Source organism: Nitrospira sp., assembly GCA_029194675.1.
Taxonomy (GTDB): domain Bacteria; phylum Nitrospirota; class Nitrospiria; order Nitrospirales; family Nitrospiraceae; genus Nitrospira_D.
Map to the genome: position 1 here is coordinate 439,811 of JARFXP010000002.1, position 20,096 is coordinate 459,906.

A 20,096-nucleotide genomic window follows, 5' to 3' on the forward strand; every position below is an offset into this window, starting at 1 on the left:
CATGTATGCGACAAGGTTCAAATGAGAAGGGAAACTACACGGCCTGACTGACCATGTCAACAACGAAGTACAATCAGGACAAACGAGGAGCGACCACCACCACGGTGACATTGTCTTCGCCGCCACGATCGAGCGCAGCGGTGACGAGGCGGTTACAGAGAAGAGTCGGATTGAGTTCGCCGGGGGCGAATACTGTTCGGATATCCTCGTCCTCCAGCATCTTGGTCAGTCCATCCGAGCAAAGCAGAACCAGGTCCTCCGGAAGTATGGGAAAAGCGGTGATAGTAGGTTTCACCGTCGCGCCTACCCCCAACGCACGCGTCAACACATGCCGCTCCGGATGTGTTTTCGCCGATTCTGTCGTGAGGATGCCGCGTTCCAGGTATTTTTCGATCAACGTGTGGTCCTTGGTTAGAGGGGTCAACGTGCCCGATCGAAATCGATAGGCACGGCTGTCGCCGACATGGGCGAGATATGCGACCGGGGCAGGGCCGGAAATGATCGCCAGCAGCACGATGGTCGTGCCCATTCCTTTCAGCTTGGATTTTGATCTGGACCGATTGAGGATGGCGTCATGCGCTCGGCTGATCAGGTCCGTCAACACATCTGTGGGAGACGTTTGACCGTTACCGAGCAGGCGGCTCGATGCTGCAGCCTCGGCCTGTATCGTGGCGATAGCGGTCTGAGCGGCGACTTCCCCACCGATATGACCACCCATTCCATCCGCGACGGCCCAGACCCCCACCTCATCGATGACAGCGAACGCATCTTGGTTGAGGGTGCGCACGAGTCCGATTTCGCTCCGACCGATGCCGATCCAGGTACTCATTGGGAATAGGTCGATTGAAGAGTGGTCGACAATGCGGAGAGTCCGAACCAAACCAGGCTCGTCGCTTTTCCCTCGCGATGAAGTCCCACGACCATCGCTACTCCCGATTTGGGCGAGGCGTCGGTCGTTTTGATGTTGAGATAACCTGCCTGAGATCGGCAGGTCTCATACGCCTCTAGCGGTGCTTCATCGTACCAGATCTTGCGATGTTCGGATAGGGCGTCTACGGACGGGTGATTACGCAAGCTTCGCTGCTCGAACAAACCCTCCTGTTGCCAGCGGCGGACTGCCCCAACGCCTGGTAGAAAGATGAGGCTGAAGGTCGGCATCTCAGGGATTGTAGCCTTGATTTCGCATAGGAGACAAGTTACAGTTCCGAGCATCACGAAGAATGCAGTGAAGAGACAGGTGGATCATCGATCGCATGACCGTGCCGGCAAAGCGGATTCGTATTACTGTGGGCGGAGTTCAGCTGGAGGCAGAACTCAGAAAGACGAAGACGGCCGATGAAGTCTACGCCGCGCTTCCGGTCACGGCTGCGGTCAGCACATGGGGAGAAGAATTCTACTTCCCGATTCCTGGAGTCCGCGACTATCGGGAAACCGCGACGACTCAGGTGAAGGTCGGAGACATTGCTTTTTGGGGAGCAGGGAAGGTCCTGGCGATCTTTTTTGGGAGAACCCCTATGAGTTTGGGGGCCGATCCGGTGCCGGCTGATCGGGTGAATATCATCGGGAGGATTGTCGGCGATGCGAGCCGATTTCGGCAGGTCATGGAAGTCCCGACGATTCATCTCGAACCGGGGTGAATGCGATGCGGCTGTCGAAAGAGCGGGGGCGGCGTATAGCCGAGAGCCTCACCGGTCGTCTCCAAGCGGAAGGTCACCTCGAGCTAGTCGGAGAGCGCAAGGGATTCGTCGAGGCATTGGAGCAGGCCATCACGCATGAGTTAGCCGCTGAGGATCGTGTGAATGCGGAAGTGCGGCAACTGCTGAAGGCCTATGAACATCAGATCGAGCAAGGGCAGGTCGACTATCAGAAGATGTTCCAGATGGTGAAACAAAAGTTAGTCCGTGAACGAGGCATCATTTTATGAAGCGTGAAACGTGAAGCGCTTGCGAATGACGAGCGACGAGCGACCCGCGACGCGTGTTGCATGTTGAGTGAGGACAAAGTCAGTCATCTCTCCCATGTGATTCTCACGGCAGTCAAGCAATATGCTGGAGCGAGAGTCAAGAGCGATGATGCACGGTTATTAAAAGAGATCAAGCGCGTGTTGGCTGCCGAGTTGGTCCAGGAACAGGAGATTGATCGAAAAGTGAAAGCCAAACTCGCGTCGTATTCCCGAGGCATTATTGAAGGGAGTAACGAGTGGGACGTGCTGTATCGAAAGCTGTTCGAGGAAGAAACGCGCAAACAGATGAAAGTCTGAAGGTTGAGGTCGCGTTGTCATGAAAAAGACCGTACAACGATTGGCAGTCTTGAGTATCGTGCTGGTGCTTGTCGGCATGACCGCCTGTTCGCAGAAGCGCAAGCCGCTCGTGCCGCTTGCCCTTGACGGTGCGGTGAAGTCTCAGGCTACGGCGCTGACTGAACAGGGAACGCAAGCGTATCAGGCCAAACAGTTTGTAGAGGCGAAGCAATACTTTGAACAAGCGGTTGCCGCAGCACCACAATCCGGCCAGGCTCATTATAACTATGCGTTGGCGTTGAATGCGCTTGGGGATTCTGAACTCGCGCGGCAACACTTTATAGCAGCTGCCGACTTAGCACCAGGAGACAAAGTCATCTGGGACTCGCCGGCGCTTTCGCCATACGGAAATCCAGAAAATAAAAACAAGGCCAAGATGCGTCCCAATACGCCGCGCCGTTCGTCGTTCGGCGGTGGCATGCCCTCCGGCGGTTATTAATTCCCGAACAAGGACGGACCTATGAGTAAAGAGCTTGCGGTCGGAGATCAGGCACCGGAACTCTCGATCCCAGATCAGCATGGGAAGACGGTGACTCTGAAGAGCTTCAAGGGCAAACAAATCGTGCTGTATTTCTATCCGAAAGACGATACGCCGGGGTGCACGAAAGAGTCCTGCGACTTTCGGGATGTGGAGTCGCAGATTCTGCGGGCCGGAGGCGCAATCGTCGGAGTGAGTCTGGATGGAAAGGAGTCCCACCAGAAATTCATCAAGAAATTCGGATTGCCGTTTCCGCTGCTCAGCGATGAAGATGCGGCGATCTCCAAGGCGTACGGTGTGTACAAGGAAAAGAACATGTACGGCAAGAAGTATTGGGGTATCGAGCGGAGCACGTTCGTCATCGATCCCGAAGGCAAGCTGAAGGCGATCTTTCGGAAGGTAAAAGTCGATGGTCACGCGGATGAAGTGCTCAAGGCGCTGAAGGCCTAGGCGAAGGACCGATGGCTGTGCAGTCAACGGCCATCTTCTTACGCATCCTCCGGTTTTCTCTCATTTCTTTCTCTGCCATTTTCATCGGCACATCTCTTCTCTATGCTGCGGAGAAATCCTCCGCAACGATTCTTGTTAAGGATGCGTTCACGTCTCCGACTCACGCGGCGACCATTGAAGCTAAATTGATCTCGAAAGGTCTCTTGGCCAGCAGCCCACTGGGAGGAGAACCGGTTGAACTGGTAGTGAACGGGAAGGTCGTCGCCACGGGCATGACCGGTGGGGACGGCAGGGCATTCTTCACCTATATCCCAAAGGCCCAAGGTCTAGTGCCAGTCCAGGTCCGCGTCGGTAACAGCCCTCGCGTGGCTTCGACGGAAGGACAGGCCAACCTGGCTGTATGGGAAAAACGGCATCCCATCCTCACGATCGAGCTATCTTCGCTGATCGAAGAACCGACGCCGAGTCGTGTCCCTTCCATGGGGATTGCGTTCGAGTCGGAACGAAGACCAATGGCTGAGGCGGCCGATGAACTCGGCAAGCTCACCCAGTTCTACTATCGGGTCATTTATGTCGTCGCTGTGTCTGCCGGGGGAGATGGAGTTCAGGCAAGTGCTGAGGCGAGAGACTGGCTGAAGACGCATAAGTTCCCAACCGGCTATGTGATGACGTTACCGTCGGACCCTCAAGCCTTAGGGGCAAAGATCGACGAATTCCATGCTGAGGGCTGGAAAACCATCAAGATCGGAGTCGGTCGAACCAAAGCCTTTGCTGAAGCGTTTCTGCAGCGGCGTCTCGAAGCCGTCATCGTGCCGGAACCGATAAAGGGCGACGTGCCGCGGAAAGCCAAGGTGGCGAAAGATTGGAAGGAGGTGAGGAAGAAACTGTAGTGACGGCAAGTGAGCAATCTGATCCGTCCTTCACCCAAATCTCATTATAAGCAACTCTCTTCAAGCGAACTGCCAGAATAACTTCATCCCTTCTGCGGAGATTGACAGTTTTCATGAATCGGCTGACAATAAAGCGGATTCGTTCTTGTTCTATAAGGCTGACGTCGGTTGTTGCGTCGGCGCAACACGTCTGAATCAGATAGTTCCTGAGGGCCGTGGACACATAGCATCAATTCCTGGTTTCGCCCGCCCTGCGGCAGTTCAAGAGGTCAAGGCGACGGAGGTGTTCTCCGAGAGCGACCCGGGCGTTTACGCCGGAAGGGGAGAGTCAATGCAGGACGGTGACCCTGAACATCAGGACGAGTATTTGTATGACGCCTTCATCAGCTATCGACGATCGGACGGGACGAGCGTCGCGACATGGCTGCGCCGGCGCCTTCAGGACTACCGCCTCCCGCCGTCGCTTTCTGCGACACACAAGAAACTGCATGTCTACCTCGACACCGCCTTCGAACGTGCCAACGAGGACTTCTGGACGAACAACATAGAACCGGCGCTGAAGTCGTCACGCACTCTGATTGTCATTGCCACCCCGGACACGCTTCGCCGTCAGGCCACGGGGCAACCGAACTGGGTCGAACGTGAGATCGATACGTTCCTCAACCTTCCCCAGAAGACGAATATTGTTGTCGCTCGGGCGAAGGGCGACTTCGATGCCGAACTGCCGGCTCACCTGCTCGAGCGGTTTCCACGCATTACCATCGTCGACCTCAGGCACTTCTCATCCTGGCGAGATCACTTCTATCTGCGCCAGTCGCTGCGCACGCGCCTGCTCACCATCCTGGGTGCGGTTCACAACATTCAACCCGAACAGGTGCCGGAATTGCGCATGGAGGATGCGCGTAACGCCAGGAATGCGGCGATGCGACTCGCGGCTGTAGCGGCCGCTCTGCTGGTCGTGATTTCCGCGCTCGCCGTCACTGCATTCATCCAACGAAACAGTGCAAGAGCCGAACGCAACATCGCTGAAACGAATGCGGCTCAGGCCCAGGCGCGAGAACTGGCCGCCTATGCAGACGGCAGCCTGAATCAGGATCCGGAACGAAGCCTGATCCTCGCAATCGAAGCCGTGAACACCACCCTGCGACGGAACGAGCCGCCGGTCACGTCGGCGGAAAACGCGTTACAACATGCGGTCTTTGCTTCCCTCTCGCGAGCGACACTGCAGGGGCACGCTGGACATGTCAATGCGATTGCACTGAGCCCGGACGGTACGCGAGCAGCGACGGGCGGCGCCGACAATACGGCACGGATCTGGGACCTAACCACTGGCGCCACGCTCCTCACGATTAAGGATTTTGCAGGCCCGGTGAATGCGCTGTCCTTCAGTCCGGATGGCAGGCGCCTCGTTACCGCGAGTCAGGTGACTTTGGGCTTCACGCCGGATGGCCAGTTCACCAAGACAGGTCGTCCAGAAGAAACGGTCAGCATTTGGGATGCGGGCACCGGAAAACGAATCCTGATCCTCCAGGGTTCCCTCGACCGGGTGAATGCACTCGCGCTCAGCGCCGACGGCCGGTTCCTCGCGACCGCCAACGGGGACAAGACGCAGTTGTGGAACGCCTTGACCGGGCAGGAGCGACTGACATTCGCAGGGCACGGGAGCCCCGCGAAGGCCCTGATTCCCGGGAATGTCGAGGCACTCTCCTTCGGCCACGACAGCAGATATCTTGCGACGGCGAACGCCGATCGTACCGCGACGATCTGGGACACGAGCACTGGACGCGAGTTGCTCACCGTTCGCGACGGTGTTCTCGGCATCGAGAGTGTTGCGCTCAGTCCCGACGGCAAGTTGCTCGCGACGGCCGCTGACAACGTCGCCAAGCTGTGGGATACCAGCACGGGCCGTGAACGAACATCGCTCAAGGGGCACGAGTCCACGATCGACGCCATTGCTTTCAGTCCCGATGGTCGATTTCTGGTGACAGGCAGCTGGGACAAGACCGCGCGGATTTGGGACCTGGTCACGACGTGGTCCGAACTCGCCACCATGCGCGGTCATACCGACTTCGTCGCCGGCGTAGTCTTCAGCACAGACGGCAGGCGCGTTGCGACCGCGAGCTGGGACGGAACCGCGAAGATCTGGGATGCGGTGAGCGGTCCGGAGTTGGTGACATTAAAAGACACCTACGACGCTGCAGCGTCGGACTTCAGTCCCGACGGAACGCGCCTCGCGATCAGCAGCGACAGCAACTCAGCGAAAGTGTGGGACATTGCCAGAGGGAAGGAACTCGTGACCATGCGTGGCCATGCTGACCACATCACAGCGATCGCGTTCAGTCCGAATGGGAAATACCTGGCCACTGGGAGTGCCGACCACACCGCGAAGGTGTGGGACGCGGCCAATGGAACGGAGTTGGCGACACTGCGGCCGACCAGCACCACGATCGGTGTGTTAGCCGTTGCCATGAGCCCCGACGGTCAGCACCTCGCCACTGGCACGGGCGGTGGTGAGATGACGATATTCGATTGGAACGACGGACACGAGCTGTTCAAACGGCATGGGCATGACAGCTTAGTCACGTCACTGGCATTCAGTCCGGACGGAACGCGCCTGGCGAGCGGCGGCTTCGACAGGACCGTCAAGATATGGGATGCGAGCAACGGCAGCGAGCTGCGCACCCTGCGTGGGTATACTAAGAGCATCACGAAGGTCGTGTTCAGCTCGGATGGCAAGTGGCTGGCTACGACCAGCCAGGATGGGTTGGTCAGAGTGTGGGATGCGGAGAGCGGAGGTGAGCGGATGACTGTTCGGGGACATCAGGAATCGGCGAATGATGTCGTCTTCAGTCCCGATGGCACGCGCATCGCCAGTGCCAGCACGGACGGCACGGTGAAAATCTGGGAGGCCGGTTCTGGGCAAGAGCTCCTGACGCTGCACAGTTACCTGGCGCCACTCTACAGAGTCACGTTCCAGCGCGACGGCCGACACCTCGCGGCCAGTGCATTCGACAAAGTGCAGACCTACACGTTGGACATTCAGGAATTGTTGAAGATCGCGCTGAACAGAATCGGCCGCCGCCCACCTGTCCTGACGCCGCAAGAGTGCCGGCAGTACTTCCCTTCCCCATCGCAGCCGTGCCCGTTGGCGAATGAGAGCCCGAGGCTGGACAACGAACACTGAATCGGGTGATTGGGTGATGGTTGTCGCTAACCAGCTGATACCCTGGAAAGGTTTCTGATCTAGCGGCGGAGATCAGGCGGCTGCATCGTCCATCGCACGATGCGGGACGCCACGCTTTCGATGGCAAACCGCAAGCGTCCAACAGTCCCACCTGTACTGAAGAGTTATGGTGGTGCAGTGTAAGTGCTTTGATGGAAGGCGCAAGCCGATGGTGAAGCACATGGGTCGGGGTACTGGGGCAAGCATCTTGATGCGTCCTACGAGGGCGATTTAACGCAGCGCGAGTACTGTGCGAGGCACGGCTGACCGAAAGTCACCCGTGCCTCTTGTGCTTCCAGGAACATATTAAGAAAGGTGGTATTTGGCCATACGGTAGCGCAGCGTGTTCCTGGTCATTTTGAGGAGTCGGCTGGCTTCCGAGACATTGCCCGAAGACTTCCGTAACGCTTCCTCAAGCATCCGCTTTTCCATGTCCTGAAACGACAGCCCAAAGGCCAGCAACGATGGTTTGGAGCTCTGACTCAGGCAATTGGTCGGGGAAGTGGTTCTCACGGATGCCGGTAGATGAGCAGGCTGAATGATCTCTGCTTTGCATGTGATGGTCAGCCATTCAACGACATTGTGGAGCTCGCGTACATTTCCAGGCCAGTCGTGGTTCCGAAGGACAGTAAGGGCTGCCGGGGCGATCGCCCTAATGCGGCACCCGCGCTCCTGTCTGGCCCGCTCCAAAAAAATCAAGAGGATCGGTTCGATGTCCTCAAGTCGTTCACGCAAGGGTGGAATGCGCAGCTGGTAGACGTTCAATCGATAGTACAGGTCGAGGCGAAAACGACCGGCCTTGATCTGGGCAAGCAGATCCTCATTGGTGGCGGCGATGATGCGGATGTTGACGGTACGGCTTCGGGTATCCCCCAAAGGATCGATGGTGTGATGTTCCAACACGCGTAGAAGCTTAGCTTGAGCGGTGGGACTCATTTCACCGATCTCGTCGAGAAACAGTGTTCCTCCCTCGGCCATTTGAAACCGGCCTGCCTTTGACCGTTTGGCATCGGTAAAGGCACCTGGTTCATAACCGAATAACTCCGCCTCGATGAGATTCTCCGGGATGCCGGCGCAATTCAAGGCAACCAGGGGACCGTTGGTTCTGAGGCTGTAGTGGTGGATGGCTTTCGCGAACAGTTCTTTGCCGGTTCCGCTTTCACCGGTGATGAGGACGGTTGCGTCAGTCAGGGCCACTTCTTTTGCCAGTTGCTTCATCAGATTCATTTGCGGGGAAAGGCTGATGATGGAGGAGAATGGATCCTGTGCGGAAGAGGGCGAAGCCGAGCTAGGATGCCTGAGCGCTCGAGTGATGGCAGTTTGTACGTCTTCGAGAAGAACGGGCTTCGTCAGGTAATCTGCGGCGCCGGCCCGCATGATCTCGACCGCGTCTTTGATGGAATGGCGTTCCCCGATCACAAGCAACGGCGAGGATTCCGGCGTTTGGCGAGCATACTCCAGCAGCGGAGACAGAGTATGGGGATTACCTTCACCCAGAACCAGAGCTGGAGAAATCTCAGGCCAGAGTGAGAGTCCTTTTGAAACGTTCTCGGTAGAGTAGATTTTTGTTTGAGGAGCGGCAACCTGGACTAGCTGCCGGAGTCCGGAGTCTTTGGAAATAAGGAGAAACGTCTGAAGGTTCATCGGAGTGCTCCCGGTTATAGCCTCCATCCGAACCATCGTAATCACGAATACCTTACACTTCTTTGCGTACGGAAGGAAAGGGGAAAAGCGAGGGAATTTAACAGGTCTAACAGAAGAAGCTATGGCAACCTGATTTTTCCGTGGGGCGGCAGTAACAGAACTAATTCCGGAAGTATTTGAGAAGGAATGTTGGAGAACAGTGGGACTGGGATTGAGGTAATTTACAGCGAGCTGTCAGTCGATGGTCTCGACTGACAGCTCTCCGTAAATGGGTGAATCCAGATTTTTTCAGCAGCTACTCGGTCTCCTTACAGAAGGTTCGTTCGTAGGCGATGGTCATCCAGGCCTCTTCCTCGGTGATGACGCCTCCCTTTATCAAGGCCGGCATACCGGTACCGGGACTTCCGTTCTTGACGATCCAGTGCAGTTCTCCGTCGTTCCGCTTCTTGTGGAACTTGCAGTTCGTGAAGTTTCGAGGGCCCGGCGACAACAACATTCCGCCGGGGCCATCGCCTGCTCCAGTCAGGCCATGACAGTTGACGCAGGTCCCCTTGCCTTCGTAGAGTTCCTTGCCTTTGGCGATGATGTCGGGTGTCACGGTCAAAGGGCTCTTTGCCTTCCGTACTTCGGCCCGTTCAGCCTCCGGGACACGCGGCTTCAATGGGTCGGCCTCGGGAGCGGCCCATCCTGCCGTACTCAACAAGGCAACGGCGACTATGTTGCATACTGTCATGACTATACGCGTACCTCTCATGATTCCTCCTTGGTGATTACCAGTGATGTTACCGCCAGATGGCTGCTCAGGTGGCGCGCCCGGAGACGCAAATATTGAAAAATATGATAACACGATATGGTCCTCAGTGGCAGTGCCCATGTCCTGTGAAGAATGATCAGGTCGAAGTCGAGTTAGAGGCAGGTTTGGGATTCCAACTGAGGACCTCGCCAAGCCCGAACCTACCGGCCCGAGCTTGGCGAGAGACTAACTTAGGACTACCACAGTGATCATCACTGCGAGTCCTGACTGTGTCATCAGGGAACTTCGACGATGTCCTTCTTCATCGGCCCGAGGACGCCGAGCAACTCGTCCTTTTCTTTCTTCGGGACGTTGAAAGTATCCAACGCACTGACCAGGTCCTCCACGAGGGCGTTGAAGGCGGCCGTTGTGACCTTCATACCCTTGTGCGTCGTCTTCATATCTCGACCTGTGTAGGTGCAAGGCCCGCCGCTCGCCGCACACACCTGTTCGACTAAGAGTTTATTGAGGTTCTTGAGATCGGTGGTCGCGAAATAGCCATTAATGCGCTTGTCTGCTCCCACATTGCCGATGAATTTGGTGACAACGGCTTGAATGGCGCCCTGTCCGCCCAGCCGCTCATAGAGCGACCGCTCAGCGGCAAAGGATGTCGCGCTGCTCAATGTCCAGGTGGCTGCCACGGCAATGGCAACCGTCGCTATCTGCTTCGAGAATCTCATGTCGTCTGCTCCTTTTTGTAAGAATAGAATAATTGTATGACGGCCGTACCCCGCTTATTGATTAAGGGTTCCAAGGGGTGAGTGGCATCAAGCTGTCATACTTCTTGGGGTTCTGGTTGGCTACCACCACGGCAATCGCACCTCGCAAGGCTCCCGTTAAGGAGTGTGTCACGATAGGATAGGCTCCCGGTTCATCAACGATCATATCGAATGTGGCTGCGCTGCCTGGACCGACCACATAGGTCTGAACCCCCGTAAATTTGTTGGCTGGATTGCCGCTTTCGTAGACATTGTCCCAGATTTCGGCGATTGTATGGAGAGAAGAGAATTCATTCGGGCCGGCATTCACAAAGTAAATTCGTACCCGCTCACCGACCTTGACTTCCAATGGCTCCGATCCCGGGAAGAAGGGATGGTACTTGAAGACGCCGCCGTTGAAGATGGTGTGATCGAATTTCCGATCGAACATGGCCTGCACGTTATCCGGGTTCTTCCACAGCTCGGATTGCACCAGGACAAATTCCCGATCGGCTTTGGGCCAGGCATTCGCGTTCTTTGGGTCAACGATGATCGCCCCGAACATGCCGCGACCCACGTGCTGGATCATGGGCGGTGCGCCGCAGTGATAGAAGAACACGCCGGGTTTCTTGGCTACGAACGTATATTTGATCGTCTCGCCGGGCCTGATTTCGCGGTAGTTCTTCAAGAAATCGATCTCAGCCGCGTGAAAGTCCATCGAATGTCCATTGGCGTTCGTCTCGGGGTTGACAAGGGTGAAGTTGACGGTATCCCCTTCCGTCACCCGGACGACCGGCCCGGGCATCTGACCGTTAAAGGTCCAGGCCTTGTACTTCGTACCGGCACCATCAATGACGATCTCCGTTTCGGTCGCCGTGAACGTGACATCATGGACCTTCGCCGCTGCGGACCCGGGCATCGTGATACAGCCGCTGGCTCCAAAGAGGACGGCAAGTCCCAGGGTGGATGTGAGCATGCGAAACCTCTGCATAGTAGCCTCCCTTTAGTTTTTTATGGAAAAGAGGCGCTGCACTGATGAGCGCGGCGAATAAGGTCCCTCCCTCACTCGTCAAGCAGGCGCCGGGCCAACTATCTACCAAATTCTGAGGAGAAAATACAAAGAAAATTTTTATAGCGTGTTCTGCCGAGTACACAAGGGCCCTGTCTCGCAAGGACTGACGCCATTGGAATAGCGGCGTGGCAGAATACATACCACTAGTGTTGATAGACAGGTAACAATGATTTGTGGGCAAAGTTAATGCCCTATTAGGCAGTTGCTGAAGGCACGACATGGTTACGCAGGCTTGAGATTACGCTGGGCGATGGCCACGTTTCGGAGAAGGCCCTGGTGTTTTGCGCGCTTGATCGGGCTTTGTCGAAATACCATAGAGAAGGTCGTCTCATCCAGTTTGGAGAGTTCGTTCAAGTCAGGAGAGAGTGTCAGATGTGACGGTTGAAAGGCGCCTTCCTGCGTCGGTTCCGCTCGGAGATTGAACGGACACACATCGAGACAATCGTCACATCCGAAAATCTTGTTTCCCATGCCTGTTTTCAGCTCGTGAGGGATGGCGGTGTCATCGTCACGCAATTCAATCGTGAGGTATGAAACACAACGAGTGGCGTCGACAACGTAGGGCTCTGTGATGGCTCCCGTCGGGCAAGCCTGAATGCAGAGCGTGCAGCTGCCACAGAGATCGGTCGCCGGTTCGTCGGGATCCAGCACCACCGTGGTCAGAATTTCTCCCAGCAGGAGCCAAGAACCATACTCGGCTGAAACAAGGTTGGAATGTTTCCCGATCCAGCCCAAGCCTGCTCGTTCCGCCCAGGCTTTCTCCATGATGGGACCGGTGTCGCTGTATGAACGGGTTCTGGCGTCCGGTGCTATCTTGTGAATCAACTGTTCCAGTTGCTTGAGCCTGGAATCAAAAAGCTTGTGATAATCCCTTCCCCAAGCATATCGCGCAATGCGGCCGTAGCCGGGCTGTTCGTTGGCGCGGTGCTCGGTGAGATAGTTGACCCCCAACGAGATGATGGAGCGGCAGCCGGGAAGCACCTGGCCAGGATCGGCGCGTTTGTTCGGGGCCCGTTCCATCCAGACCATGGTGCCGTGGTAGCCTCGCCCGAGCCATTCGGTGAGACGATCAAAGAGACCTCGGAGTATTGCGGTTTCGGGATGCGAAAGCTGGTTGTTTTCTTGGTCCTCGGCAGCTGACCTTGTGTCTTCGCTGCAGACGGGCGTAATCCCAACCGCATCGAATCCCAGCGCGCGGGCTTCTTGTTTGATGGCTGCCGTGATGGACATGGGATACACGTGAGCTCAATGCTGGGCGGAGCAATCAAAGCGCACACTGAAGTGTGCCGAACATCGGACCGATTTGCACCGGTCGCACGTGCCGACAATGTTCGTTTTCCAATCAGTCTTCGTTTTATCAAACCGACAGTGCAGTTGGCCGCCCTTCGAGATCGTAGTCCAGGGCTGCTTGGTCCCGGGAATGGAGGCCACTCGGCATTCTTGTGGGAATGGAACGTGGCAGGGGCGTCCGGTTTCACCTTTCTCCATTGAAAAGCTGCACGACAACTCCGTCGTGGCTCCCGAATCCTCTACCTCCTGTGCCCTGGTGTCGAGGGAAGGAATGAGAAGTATCAAGAGCAGCAAAACGAACAGGCCAAACGCCCTGCATCGAATCAGCATAGTGGCCGATGGTAGCACAGTCCTTTGTCTTGCGGCCATGGAGTGGGCCGCGTAGAATCTTCCTGCCGGCTTCTATTCACACCAATGGAGGCTTTATGCTCGCGACGCGGATTACGCAAAAAGAGGGCGCATTCTATTTCCTCGCGTACAAGGCCGGTGAGCTCTTGAGCAAGGTTCGGTTTACCAGCCGATACTATTTCGAGGGGGAAGAGATCGCACAGGCCAAGATTTCCGAACACGACGAGGTCGCGCAATTCATCGCGGGAATCGAGCGGAGCGAGAAGGGATTCCAACGGGTCTTGAATCGGCAGAAGATCAAGCAGATCGTCAATTTTTATGAGACCGTCGTGGCTCAACCGATGATTCCCGGTACCGTGCTGCTCTTTACCGACGAAACGCTTCGCTTCCAAAAGGCAGAAGGCTCGGAGTCGATCGGCCACCTGAGCGAGCCGAAGGGAAAGTATCTGGTGATCGACGGGCAACATCGGCTCGCAGGGCTTCACTTTTTCCACGAAAAACATCCGGATCAAAGTGCGCAGGTCGAGGTGCCCTGCCTCTTGTTCGATGGGCGGAGCGCGGACTTCGCCACGGAGATGTTCGTGATCATCAACTCCACCCACACGCGGATCAACCGGTCGCATTTGGTGGATCTCTACGAGAAAGTCTCATGGGAAAGTCCTGAAAAGAAATTCGCCGCCAAGGTCGTGAACCTCTTATACGGCGAATCGGACTCACCGCTGCAGTACAAGATCAACCGACTGGGAGGACGGAGCAAGCAGGAAAAATGGATTCTGCAGTCCGAGGTGTTCAACGAGCTGCTGAAAGTCGTGACCGTCCATAAGCGCTGGATAGAGACTCATCTTGGGATGAAGGCCGATCGCTGCTACGCGCTGGTGCGCGACTACCTGAAGGGGGTCAAGGAGGTCATGGGCGAGGTCTGGGGGCAGAACGACCGGTATATGTTTACGCGCGATGTGACGCTCAAGGCGTTGATCCGCGTCCTGGACGATCTGATCGTGGATCGCAAGCTCATCAATGACTGGGACGAACAACGCTCGCACAGGCCGTTTGCGGAGATCGTCAAGCCCTGGGCTCCTCTGACGAAGGAGTTCCGCGCTGACGGCTTCTACGAACGCTTTCCAGCTAAAGGGCAAGTTGAACGGGTACGAAAGATTCACCAGCGGCTGCTGGATGCGATTGTTGGATAAACGGCCAGCATTCTTGCCGGGCGTCGTCTTACGGCTCTCACTCGCCGTGCTTCTGTCCGTTGCCGGATCGGAGGCGGCGCCTCTGCCGACGGCTGAGACGGATAGGCTGGAGGTGAGAGTAGAATCCGGCGGTGGAGTCCGCGTGACAGCGCAGGTCTTCTTTCCAGCCGAACCGGCGATCGTCCAATCGTTGTTGACCGACTATCCGCATTGGCCCGAGCTCTTTGAAGTTCGTCTACGGGTAGCCGACTTACAGATCCATGATGGGATCGCCACGGTCGATCTGCGTATCGATCACCCCTTGATGCCGGGAGAGCGCAAGTTAGTCACAGACTCAAAGATTTTATCGAGCGGTGGGCTTGTGACCGACCTTACGGGAGGCGACTTCAAGCGCTATCATCGAGTATGGAAACTACAGCCGGTCGGAGAGGGGAGCCAGACGCGTGCTGATTTCGAGTTGGTGGTTGAAATCGCATCTATGGTGCCGGATTGGCTCGTGGCAATCGCCATGCGACAGGAACTGGAAACGCACTTTCGTATCGTTAAACAGAAGGCCTTGGAGCACTCCAAGCGGTAACTGATATGGTTCACGGTTCCAGAGGGAAGAATCCTGGCGCATCGGTACTCGCCGGCCTCTACGTCATTCTCGATCCATTGGTCATTCCGGATCGTCCGCTGCGCGATGTCCTGAAGATTTCCGCGGGAGCCGGCGCCACAATGTTTCAGTACCGGAACAAGACGGCTTCGATGAAGACCGCCTATGCGGAGGCGTTGCCACTGAGGAAGGTAGCGCAAGAACTCGGGGTGCTGTTCATTGTCAACGATCGATGCGATTTGGCCCTGGCAGTGGATGCGGATGGTGTGCATCTCGGACAGGGAGACTTACCGCTCAATCTCGCACGAAAGGTCATGGGGCCTGACAAACTGATCGGTATTTCGACGCACAGCCGAGAGCAAGTGGTGGCGGCGACAGCCGGCGGGCCGGACTATCTCGGGTTTGGTCCGATTTTCGCGCCCGGCTCAAAGTTGGACCATGATCCGGTCGTTGGTCTGGAGGGGCTACGAACAATCCGCCCGGTGACAGCGCTCCCGATCTTTGCCATCGGTGGGATGACGGCTGATCGTACTGAAGAAGTCATTCGAGCAGGAGCCGACGGAGTGGCGGTCATCTCCGCGGTTTTGAAGGCCTCCGATGTTCGACAAGTAGTTACCGACTTCGTCTCGCGCTTCCTCGTACGAGCTTCACCAGCTTCTTAATGGTGGTTGATCGAGCAAGATGGGTGATGGCTGGGCGGAAGCGGCTTGGCAGGCCTGGTTCGTAAGGGAGTGGGCCGATCACAGCGATGCCGGATTGTTTGCGAAGGATCTCAATCGTCGATCGCTCTTGAACGCGCGCGAGGGCCGATCGGACGGGATGTGTGCGATTCAGAACGAGCGCGACCATCCGGATCTTCTTTCGCCGAAGGGCTTCGACTGTCAGCAATGCATGATTGATCCCTCCCAGTCCAGATCGCCCAATGACTACGACCGCAAGACGTAACTGCTTGATTAGATCCATGACATTGGACCTGGTTGTGACCGGCACATGCACGCCGCCGACTCCTTCGACCACCATGCAATCATACCGACCGGACAGGAGGCGGTAGACTTTTTTGATGGTGTTCGGATCGATGGTTTGTCCTTCCGACTGAGCAGCAGCAAGTGGAGCGACCGGCAACCCAAACGAATAGGGACAGATAGCTCCCAATGTCTCTTCGCTTTCTATGATAGCCCGTAACCGGGCTGCATCCGACCGAGCTTCGCTTCCTGCCGAGACTCCTGTCTCAATCGGTTTCATCACACCGACCGTCAGACCACGTTTCTTCAGATGCAGCGCGAGCGCAGCGCTGACCAAAGTTTTTCCGACCCCCGTATCGGTGCCGGTGATGAAAACTCCGTGCGTCATGAATAAGCTCCAACGGTTGAGGTGGGAGGCGCTACTCCTGGTTCAGAGATGTCTGCTGTCGCAGTTCCATACTTGTCCCGATACGTCGTTGAGTTGCGCCAAATGTACGATGGTACCGGCAACTTCCTCTATCGCCGGTGGACGGTGCAATGCATGATCCGGCCATCCGCTGCTTTCCGGGAATATTCCCTCGGTCAAGTCGGTCTTCTGCCAACCCGGCAGCACGAGATTCACGCGAATATTCTGTGGCCCCCACTCGAGCGCGGCCGTTCTGACGAGCCCGATCAGCCCGGCCTTCGAGGTCGCATAGGCACTCTGGCCCGCCACACCGTGGAATCCTGTGTGGGAACCGATCACAATGATGGAGCCTCCGCCGCGAGTGAGCAGGGCAGGTGCCATGGCCCGCAGACAGTGAAATGTTCCTGTGAGATTTGTGGCGAGAACGTTCTCCCAGATCTCCTGTGAATGGCGCACGAGCAAATCGCTCTGTCCGATTCCGGCGTTGCAGACCAGTACCAACGGGCCGGATGCGCAGCTGGAGAATCTGTCGATCATGTGTCGAACGGATTCTGCTTCTCGAATGTCGGCGGGATAGAGATCACCGGCTCCGCCTGCGTGCAGCACCTGTCGCAATGTCTCTTCTGCCGATGGTTTGTTGCAATAGTAGTGCACGCCCACATACCACCCGGCCTTTCCGAATCCCTCACAGATGGCGCGACCGATGCCTCCGGAAGCCCCGGTGATGAGGACGGCTGGTCTCGATCCAATCGGGGACGGCATGCGACGAATTATGCGAGGAGAGCTGTATGAAGGCAAGCGATAGAGAAGTCGTGGGCATTCGTGAGGTGGAGGGTGGTCTGAGGACGGAGTCTATGGATGGGGAGGATGGTGTGGTCGGCCGAGCGTCGTGAGAGTGTGCCCAAGGGTGATGTGCGAATGCGGACCGGACCTCGCGTATTTCAAAGCGTGATGATACAAGACGCGTAAGCAGGTTTCAGCGCAGGCGAAGGTACTCATCGACGGAAAATCCTGCGTCTTTAAGAATCCTGACGACGAGGCCTCTCCCTATATCGCATCCGGTGTGTACAGGAACGGTGATGGATATGGAGCGACCAGCATGCCAGAGGGTTAAATGGCTTCCGGCTTGCCGATCTTCAACGAACCCTTGTGCCTTGAGGAAACGAATCAGTTCGTGAGCCGTGACTTGCGGCATCCGCGACATTAAGGCACCGCGACAGTCAATTCTTCGACATGCACCAGTTTCTCGTTTTGCGGAATCGGTTGCTGATGAGTCAGGAGGGATTGAAGATGCTGTTGAATGGCTTCGCGAATATTGCGCTTGGCTTCTTCGATCGTTTTCCCGTTGCTGAAACACCCCGGCAATGTCGGGCTGTACGCCAGGTACCCAACATCGTCGGTTTCTTTTTCGACGACAATCTCGAAGGTATAGTAGGTCATCGCTTTTGCCCTTTCGAGTTGGAAGTATAACACAAGCATGCCCTACCGACACTCGCTTGCGGCTCATTCATACCTATTGCCGGGAACAGGTTTACGCAAGATCGGCGGAACAATCCTCGGCAGGGATGCCACCGTCCTTGACTCAATTTCATAGTCTTGCCGTAGGGAAGAACATAGAGGTTGAATGTGGGATGCCCTGTTGATGATCAAGGAAGATGTTCGGAAGGTAGGTGGTTACTGCGGTGTCGGCTGGAGAAGGGGGAGTCGTACTTCCTGCACCATGCACGATTCAAGGTCCGACCCCCGGTTGACCCGGCCTTTCCGAATCCCTCACAGATGGCGCGACCGATCCCACCAGAAGCCTCGGTGATGAGGACGGCTGGTCTCGATCCAATTGGCGACGGCATGCGACGAATTATGCGAGGAGCGATGCACGAAGGTAAGCGGAGGGTGACGTCGGGATTTCCCTATCAAAGCCTGATTGTCAGCCTCCTCCATAAAAAAGGGACGATCTATTCAAGCCGGAAGGCATCGTGCACAATACAAGATCCGATCCCAAATGAGTTCTGTGCATGATGCCTCTTGGCCTATTCACCGGGCTGTGAGCTATTGAACGTATTGTCGGTGCGCGTACGAGGTCAGGCTGCCGTGCTATACTCCGCCTGTCCCTACGAAATGAGCGAGGTGTACCATGAAAGCGGCTGTACAGAAATCCGGCGTCCTGGTTCCCAAGCGTCTTTTGAACGGCGCAAAGACCGTTGAGATCCGCTGCGAACGTGGGCGGGTTGTCATCCTCCCACTCCAGCCTAGCCACGATCCTCTTCGCAAGCTCGGCCGTCACCCGGTGCGGTGCGGCGTGCGGAACGGCGCGGCCGACCATGATGCCTACCTCTACGACACCCCGTGAAACCTCTACACCAAAGCCGTTGAAATCGGCACCTACCTCCAAACGAGTCCGTCTGTCGAGTTCGTCACCATCAACGATGAGCTGTTTCAAGTCGGGTGGGAGTTGTTTCAACGATACTCGGATAAGCGGTTTCACTCACTGATTGCCTTTCGTTTGCTGTGATGCACCATCTTGAACTCACCACCGCACTGACCTTCGATCACCACTTTGCGCAGGCAGGCTTTCGCTGCAAGCCATAGTGTGAGTCTGATCTTCCCCTGATTTCAGAGACTCCTGTATAAGCAGAAATTGGTGATCACGGTTTTCTGGAAGTGGTTTGTGGCCGGCATTGCCTACTACGGAATCCTGCATAAATACGCCAGCCGCTCCGCACCACGGGGCAATTTACCAGTTCGCTTTTGAGACAGGCCTATCGAGACTCGACTCGACCCTCACAATGCATAAGCCAAGGTCCGACCCCCACTTGACTCTTACATTCCTGAGATAGTCCGTTCGCCCTGAGCGCGTCGAAGGGTGAATGGGGATGCGTGAAAAGTATTGACATGTGCCGTTCGTGCTGAGCTCATCGAAGCACAGCCCCGCGGCTCGAAACAGCTTCTAGACAGTCCTACCTATACAAGCTACACTTGGGCCCTTCTTGTTCGGAAGCAACGGATCGTTTCGGTGAACCGGCGGCTGTGTTGGAAGCAAGGCCCGCACCATGAGTGACATCTTCATCAGTTACGCCAGCGAAGATAGAGAACGAGTCAAGTCCATGGCCCATGCCTTGGAGCGGAAGGGTTGGTCTGTCTGGTGGGATCGACGTATTCCCACGGGTCGCTCGTTTGATGAAGTGATTGAGGAGGCACTAGATGCCGCGAAAGCAGTGGTGGTTGTCTGGACCAAGGCCTCGGTGAATAGCACATGGGTCAAAAATGAAGCGCGGAAGGGGATGCGCCGAGGAGTGTTGTTTCCCGTGTTGTTGCTGGAAGAGGTCAAGATCCCGCTGGAGTTCGAGCATCTGCAAGCGGCACACTTGATGGATTGGCGATCAGGGAAAGCTCACGCCGGCTTCGATCAATTTCTCGAAGATCTGGATGGATTCATCGGGACATCATCGAGCACCGTGGTTCAACCACCTCCTTTCGTACCACCTCAAGAGCCTACGCAATCTTTCCCGGAATCGTTCAGGGAAGGGTTCATGGAAGAGTTCAGGGAACAATTCTCCTCAAAGTCCACGATAGATAACATAGCGTTGGCAATTTCCGTGGTGATGGTTGTAGTTGGCTTGCTGTGGTGGCTGTATTTGTCTGTATTGAAGGGGTAATCCTTCTTGGTAAAGAGAGCAGGTGCAGCACCAACTCCATCGGAGGGCTCGCGACCGCGTGGGTGAGCAGGTATACCGACGCCTCGGCTCGTCCCTCTCGGGTTC

The 20,096-nt window shown here is 56.3% G+C and carries 21 protein-coding genes and 1 pseudogene; 11 read left to right on the forward strand and 11 right to left on the reverse strand.

The window, feature by feature from the left end; translation table 11 throughout:
* Positions 1-73: 73 nt before the first annotated feature.
* Both P0120_10965 and P0120_10970 read right to left on the reverse strand, forming a co-directional pair.
* A complete protein-coding gene (locus P0120_10965; protein ID MDF0674840.1) occupies positions 74-829 on the reverse strand; it encodes a protein phosphatase 2C domain-containing protein in 756 nt (251 codons plus the stop codon).
* Entirely contained in the window at positions 826-1,158 is a 333-nt protein-coding gene (locus P0120_10970) for a hypothetical protein (protein MDF0674841.1), read from the reverse strand. Before P0120_10970 ends, P0120_10965 begins: the two co-directional genes overlap by 4 nt.
* Positions 1,159-1,253: 95 nt before the next feature.
* Between P0120_10970 and P0120_10975 the strand changes: the two genes are divergently transcribed.
* The 6 genes and pseudogenes from P0120_10975 (at position 1,254) to P0120_11000 (ending at position 7,301) form a co-directional block, all read left to right on the forward strand.
* A complete protein-coding gene (locus P0120_10975; GenBank protein MDF0674842.1) occupies positions 1,254-1,637 on the forward strand; it encodes a cyclophilin-like fold protein in 384 nt (127 codons plus the stop codon).
* A 5-nt stretch (positions 1,638-1,642) separates the two neighbouring features.
* Positions 1,643-2,260, forward strand: a pseudogene (locus P0120_10980) (DUF507 family protein).
* 19 nt (positions 2,261-2,279) lie between these two features.
* On the forward strand, positions 2,280-2,738 hold the full coding sequence (locus P0120_10985) for a hypothetical protein (GenBank protein MDF0674843.1): 459 nt from the start codon (positions 2,280-2,282) through the stop codon (positions 2,736-2,738).
* A 21-nt stretch (positions 2,739-2,759) separates the two neighbouring features.
* On the forward strand, positions 2,760-3,227 hold the full coding sequence (gene bcp / locus P0120_10990) for a thioredoxin-dependent thiol peroxidase (protein MDF0674844.1): 468 nt from the start codon (positions 2,760-2,762) through the stop codon (positions 3,225-3,227).
* 11 nt (positions 3,228-3,238) lie between these two features.
* Positions 3,239-4,117 carry a hypothetical protein gene (locus tag P0120_10995; protein MDF0674845.1) on the forward strand — a complete coding sequence of 293 codons (879 nt, stop codon included), beginning with the start codon at positions 3,239-3,241 and terminating at the stop codon, positions 4,115-4,117.
* Between the two features lie 331 nt (positions 4,118-4,448).
* Positions 4,449-7,301 (forward strand): TIR domain-containing protein, encoded by a 2,853-nt coding sequence (locus tag P0120_11000; protein MDF0674846.1) that lies wholly within the window; start codon positions 4,449-4,451, stop codon positions 7,299-7,301.
* Positions 7,302-7,646: 345 nt separating this feature from the next.
* Here P0120_11000 and P0120_11005 read toward each other — a convergent pair whose 3' ends face one another.
* The 5 genes from P0120_11005 to queG all read right to left on the reverse strand — a co-directional run bounded on the left by P0120_11005 (position 7,647) and on the right by queG (position 12,777).
* Positions 7,647-8,984 carry a sigma-54 dependent transcriptional regulator gene (locus P0120_11005; protein ID MDF0674847.1) on the reverse strand — a complete coding sequence of 446 codons (1,338 nt, stop codon included), beginning with the start codon at positions 8,982-8,984 and terminating at the stop codon, positions 7,647-7,649.
* A gap of 295 nt (positions 8,985-9,279) precedes the next feature.
* A complete protein-coding gene (locus tag P0120_11010) occupies positions 9,280-9,738 on the reverse strand; it encodes a cytochrome c (GenBank protein MDF0674848.1) in 459 nt (152 codons plus the stop codon).
* Positions 9,739-10,013: 275 nt separating this feature from the next.
* Positions 10,014-10,457: a group 1 truncated hemoglobin gene (locus tag P0120_11015; protein MDF0674849.1), complete on the reverse strand. Its 444-nt coding sequence runs from the start codon at positions 10,455-10,457 to the stop codon at positions 10,014-10,016.
* Between the two features lie 61 nt (positions 10,458-10,518).
* Positions 10,519-11,451 carry a multicopper oxidase domain-containing protein gene (locus tag P0120_11020; protein ID MDF0674850.1) on the reverse strand — a complete coding sequence of 311 codons (933 nt, stop codon included), beginning with the start codon at positions 11,449-11,451 and terminating at the stop codon, positions 10,519-10,521.
* A gap of 318 nt (positions 11,452-11,769) precedes the next feature.
* Positions 11,770-12,777, reverse strand: a complete 1,008-nt coding sequence (gene queG / locus P0120_11025; GenBank protein ID MDF0674851.1) for a tRNA epoxyqueuosine(34) reductase QueG — start codon at positions 12,775-12,777, stop codon at positions 11,770-11,772.
* A gap of 485 nt (positions 12,778-13,262) precedes the next feature.
* On the opposite strand from queG, the gene P0120_11030 reads away from it, so the two are divergent.
* The 3 genes from P0120_11030 to thiE are packed head-to-tail and all read left to right on the forward strand — an operon-like array spanning position 13,263 to position 15,632.
* Positions 13,263-14,375, forward strand: a complete 1,113-nt coding sequence (locus P0120_11030) for a DGQHR domain-containing protein (protein ID MDF0674852.1) — start codon at positions 13,263-13,265, stop codon at positions 14,373-14,375.
* The gene (locus P0120_11035) at positions 14,368-14,952 is read left to right on the forward strand and encodes an SRPBCC family protein (protein ID MDF0674853.1); all 585 of its coding nucleotides are present in this window, start codon (positions 14,368-14,370) and stop codon (positions 14,950-14,952) included. The genes P0120_11030 and P0120_11035 overlap by 8 nt, the downstream gene beginning before the upstream one ends.
* A gap of 5 nt (positions 14,953-14,957) precedes the next feature.
* Positions 14,958-15,632 carry a thiamine phosphate synthase gene (gene thiE, locus P0120_11040; GenBank protein ID MDF0674854.1) on the forward strand — a complete coding sequence of 225 codons (675 nt, stop codon included), beginning with the start codon at positions 14,958-14,960 and terminating at the stop codon, positions 15,630-15,632.
* On the opposite strand, the gene bioD is transcribed toward thiE, so the two are convergent.
* The 4 genes from bioD to P0120_11060 form a co-directional block, all read right to left on the reverse strand.
* Positions 15,583-16,320, reverse strand: coding sequence for a dethiobiotin synthase (bioD, locus tag P0120_11045; GenBank protein ID MDF0674855.1), 738 nt, complete (start codon positions 16,318-16,320; stop codon positions 15,583-15,585). The genes thiE and bioD overlap by 50 nt on opposite strands.
* A 42-nt stretch (positions 16,321-16,362) precedes the next feature.
* On the reverse strand, positions 16,363-17,100 hold the full coding sequence (locus tag P0120_11050) for an SDR family NAD(P)-dependent oxidoreductase (protein MDF0674856.1): 738 nt from the start codon (positions 17,098-17,100) through the stop codon (positions 16,363-16,365).
* Positions 17,101-17,314: 214 nt separating this feature from the next.
* Positions 17,315-17,533 (reverse strand): type II toxin-antitoxin system HicA family toxin, encoded by a 219-nt coding sequence (locus P0120_11055; GenBank protein ID MDF0674857.1) that lies wholly within the window; start codon positions 17,531-17,533, stop codon positions 17,315-17,317.
* An 8-nt stretch (positions 17,534-17,541) separates the two neighbouring features.
* Complete coding sequence (locus tag P0120_11060; protein MDF0674858.1) at positions 17,542-17,778, reverse strand: type II toxin-antitoxin system HicB family antitoxin; 237 nt, start codon at positions 17,776-17,778, stop codon at positions 17,542-17,544.
* Positions 17,779-18,469: 691 nt separating this feature from the next.
* Here P0120_11060 and P0120_11065 point away from each other — a divergent pair.
* Together P0120_11065 and P0120_11070 are read left to right on the forward strand one after the other, a co-directional pair.
* Positions 18,470-18,685, forward strand: a complete 216-nt coding sequence (locus P0120_11065; GenBank protein ID MDF0674859.1) for a hypothetical protein — start codon at positions 18,470-18,472, stop codon at positions 18,683-18,685.
* A gap of 700 nt (positions 18,686-19,385) precedes the next feature.
* Complete coding sequence (locus tag P0120_11070) at positions 19,386-19,991, forward strand: toll/interleukin-1 receptor domain-containing protein (GenBank protein MDF0674860.1); 606 nt, start codon at positions 19,386-19,388, stop codon at positions 19,989-19,991.
* Positions 19,992-20,096: the final 105 nt, after the last annotated feature.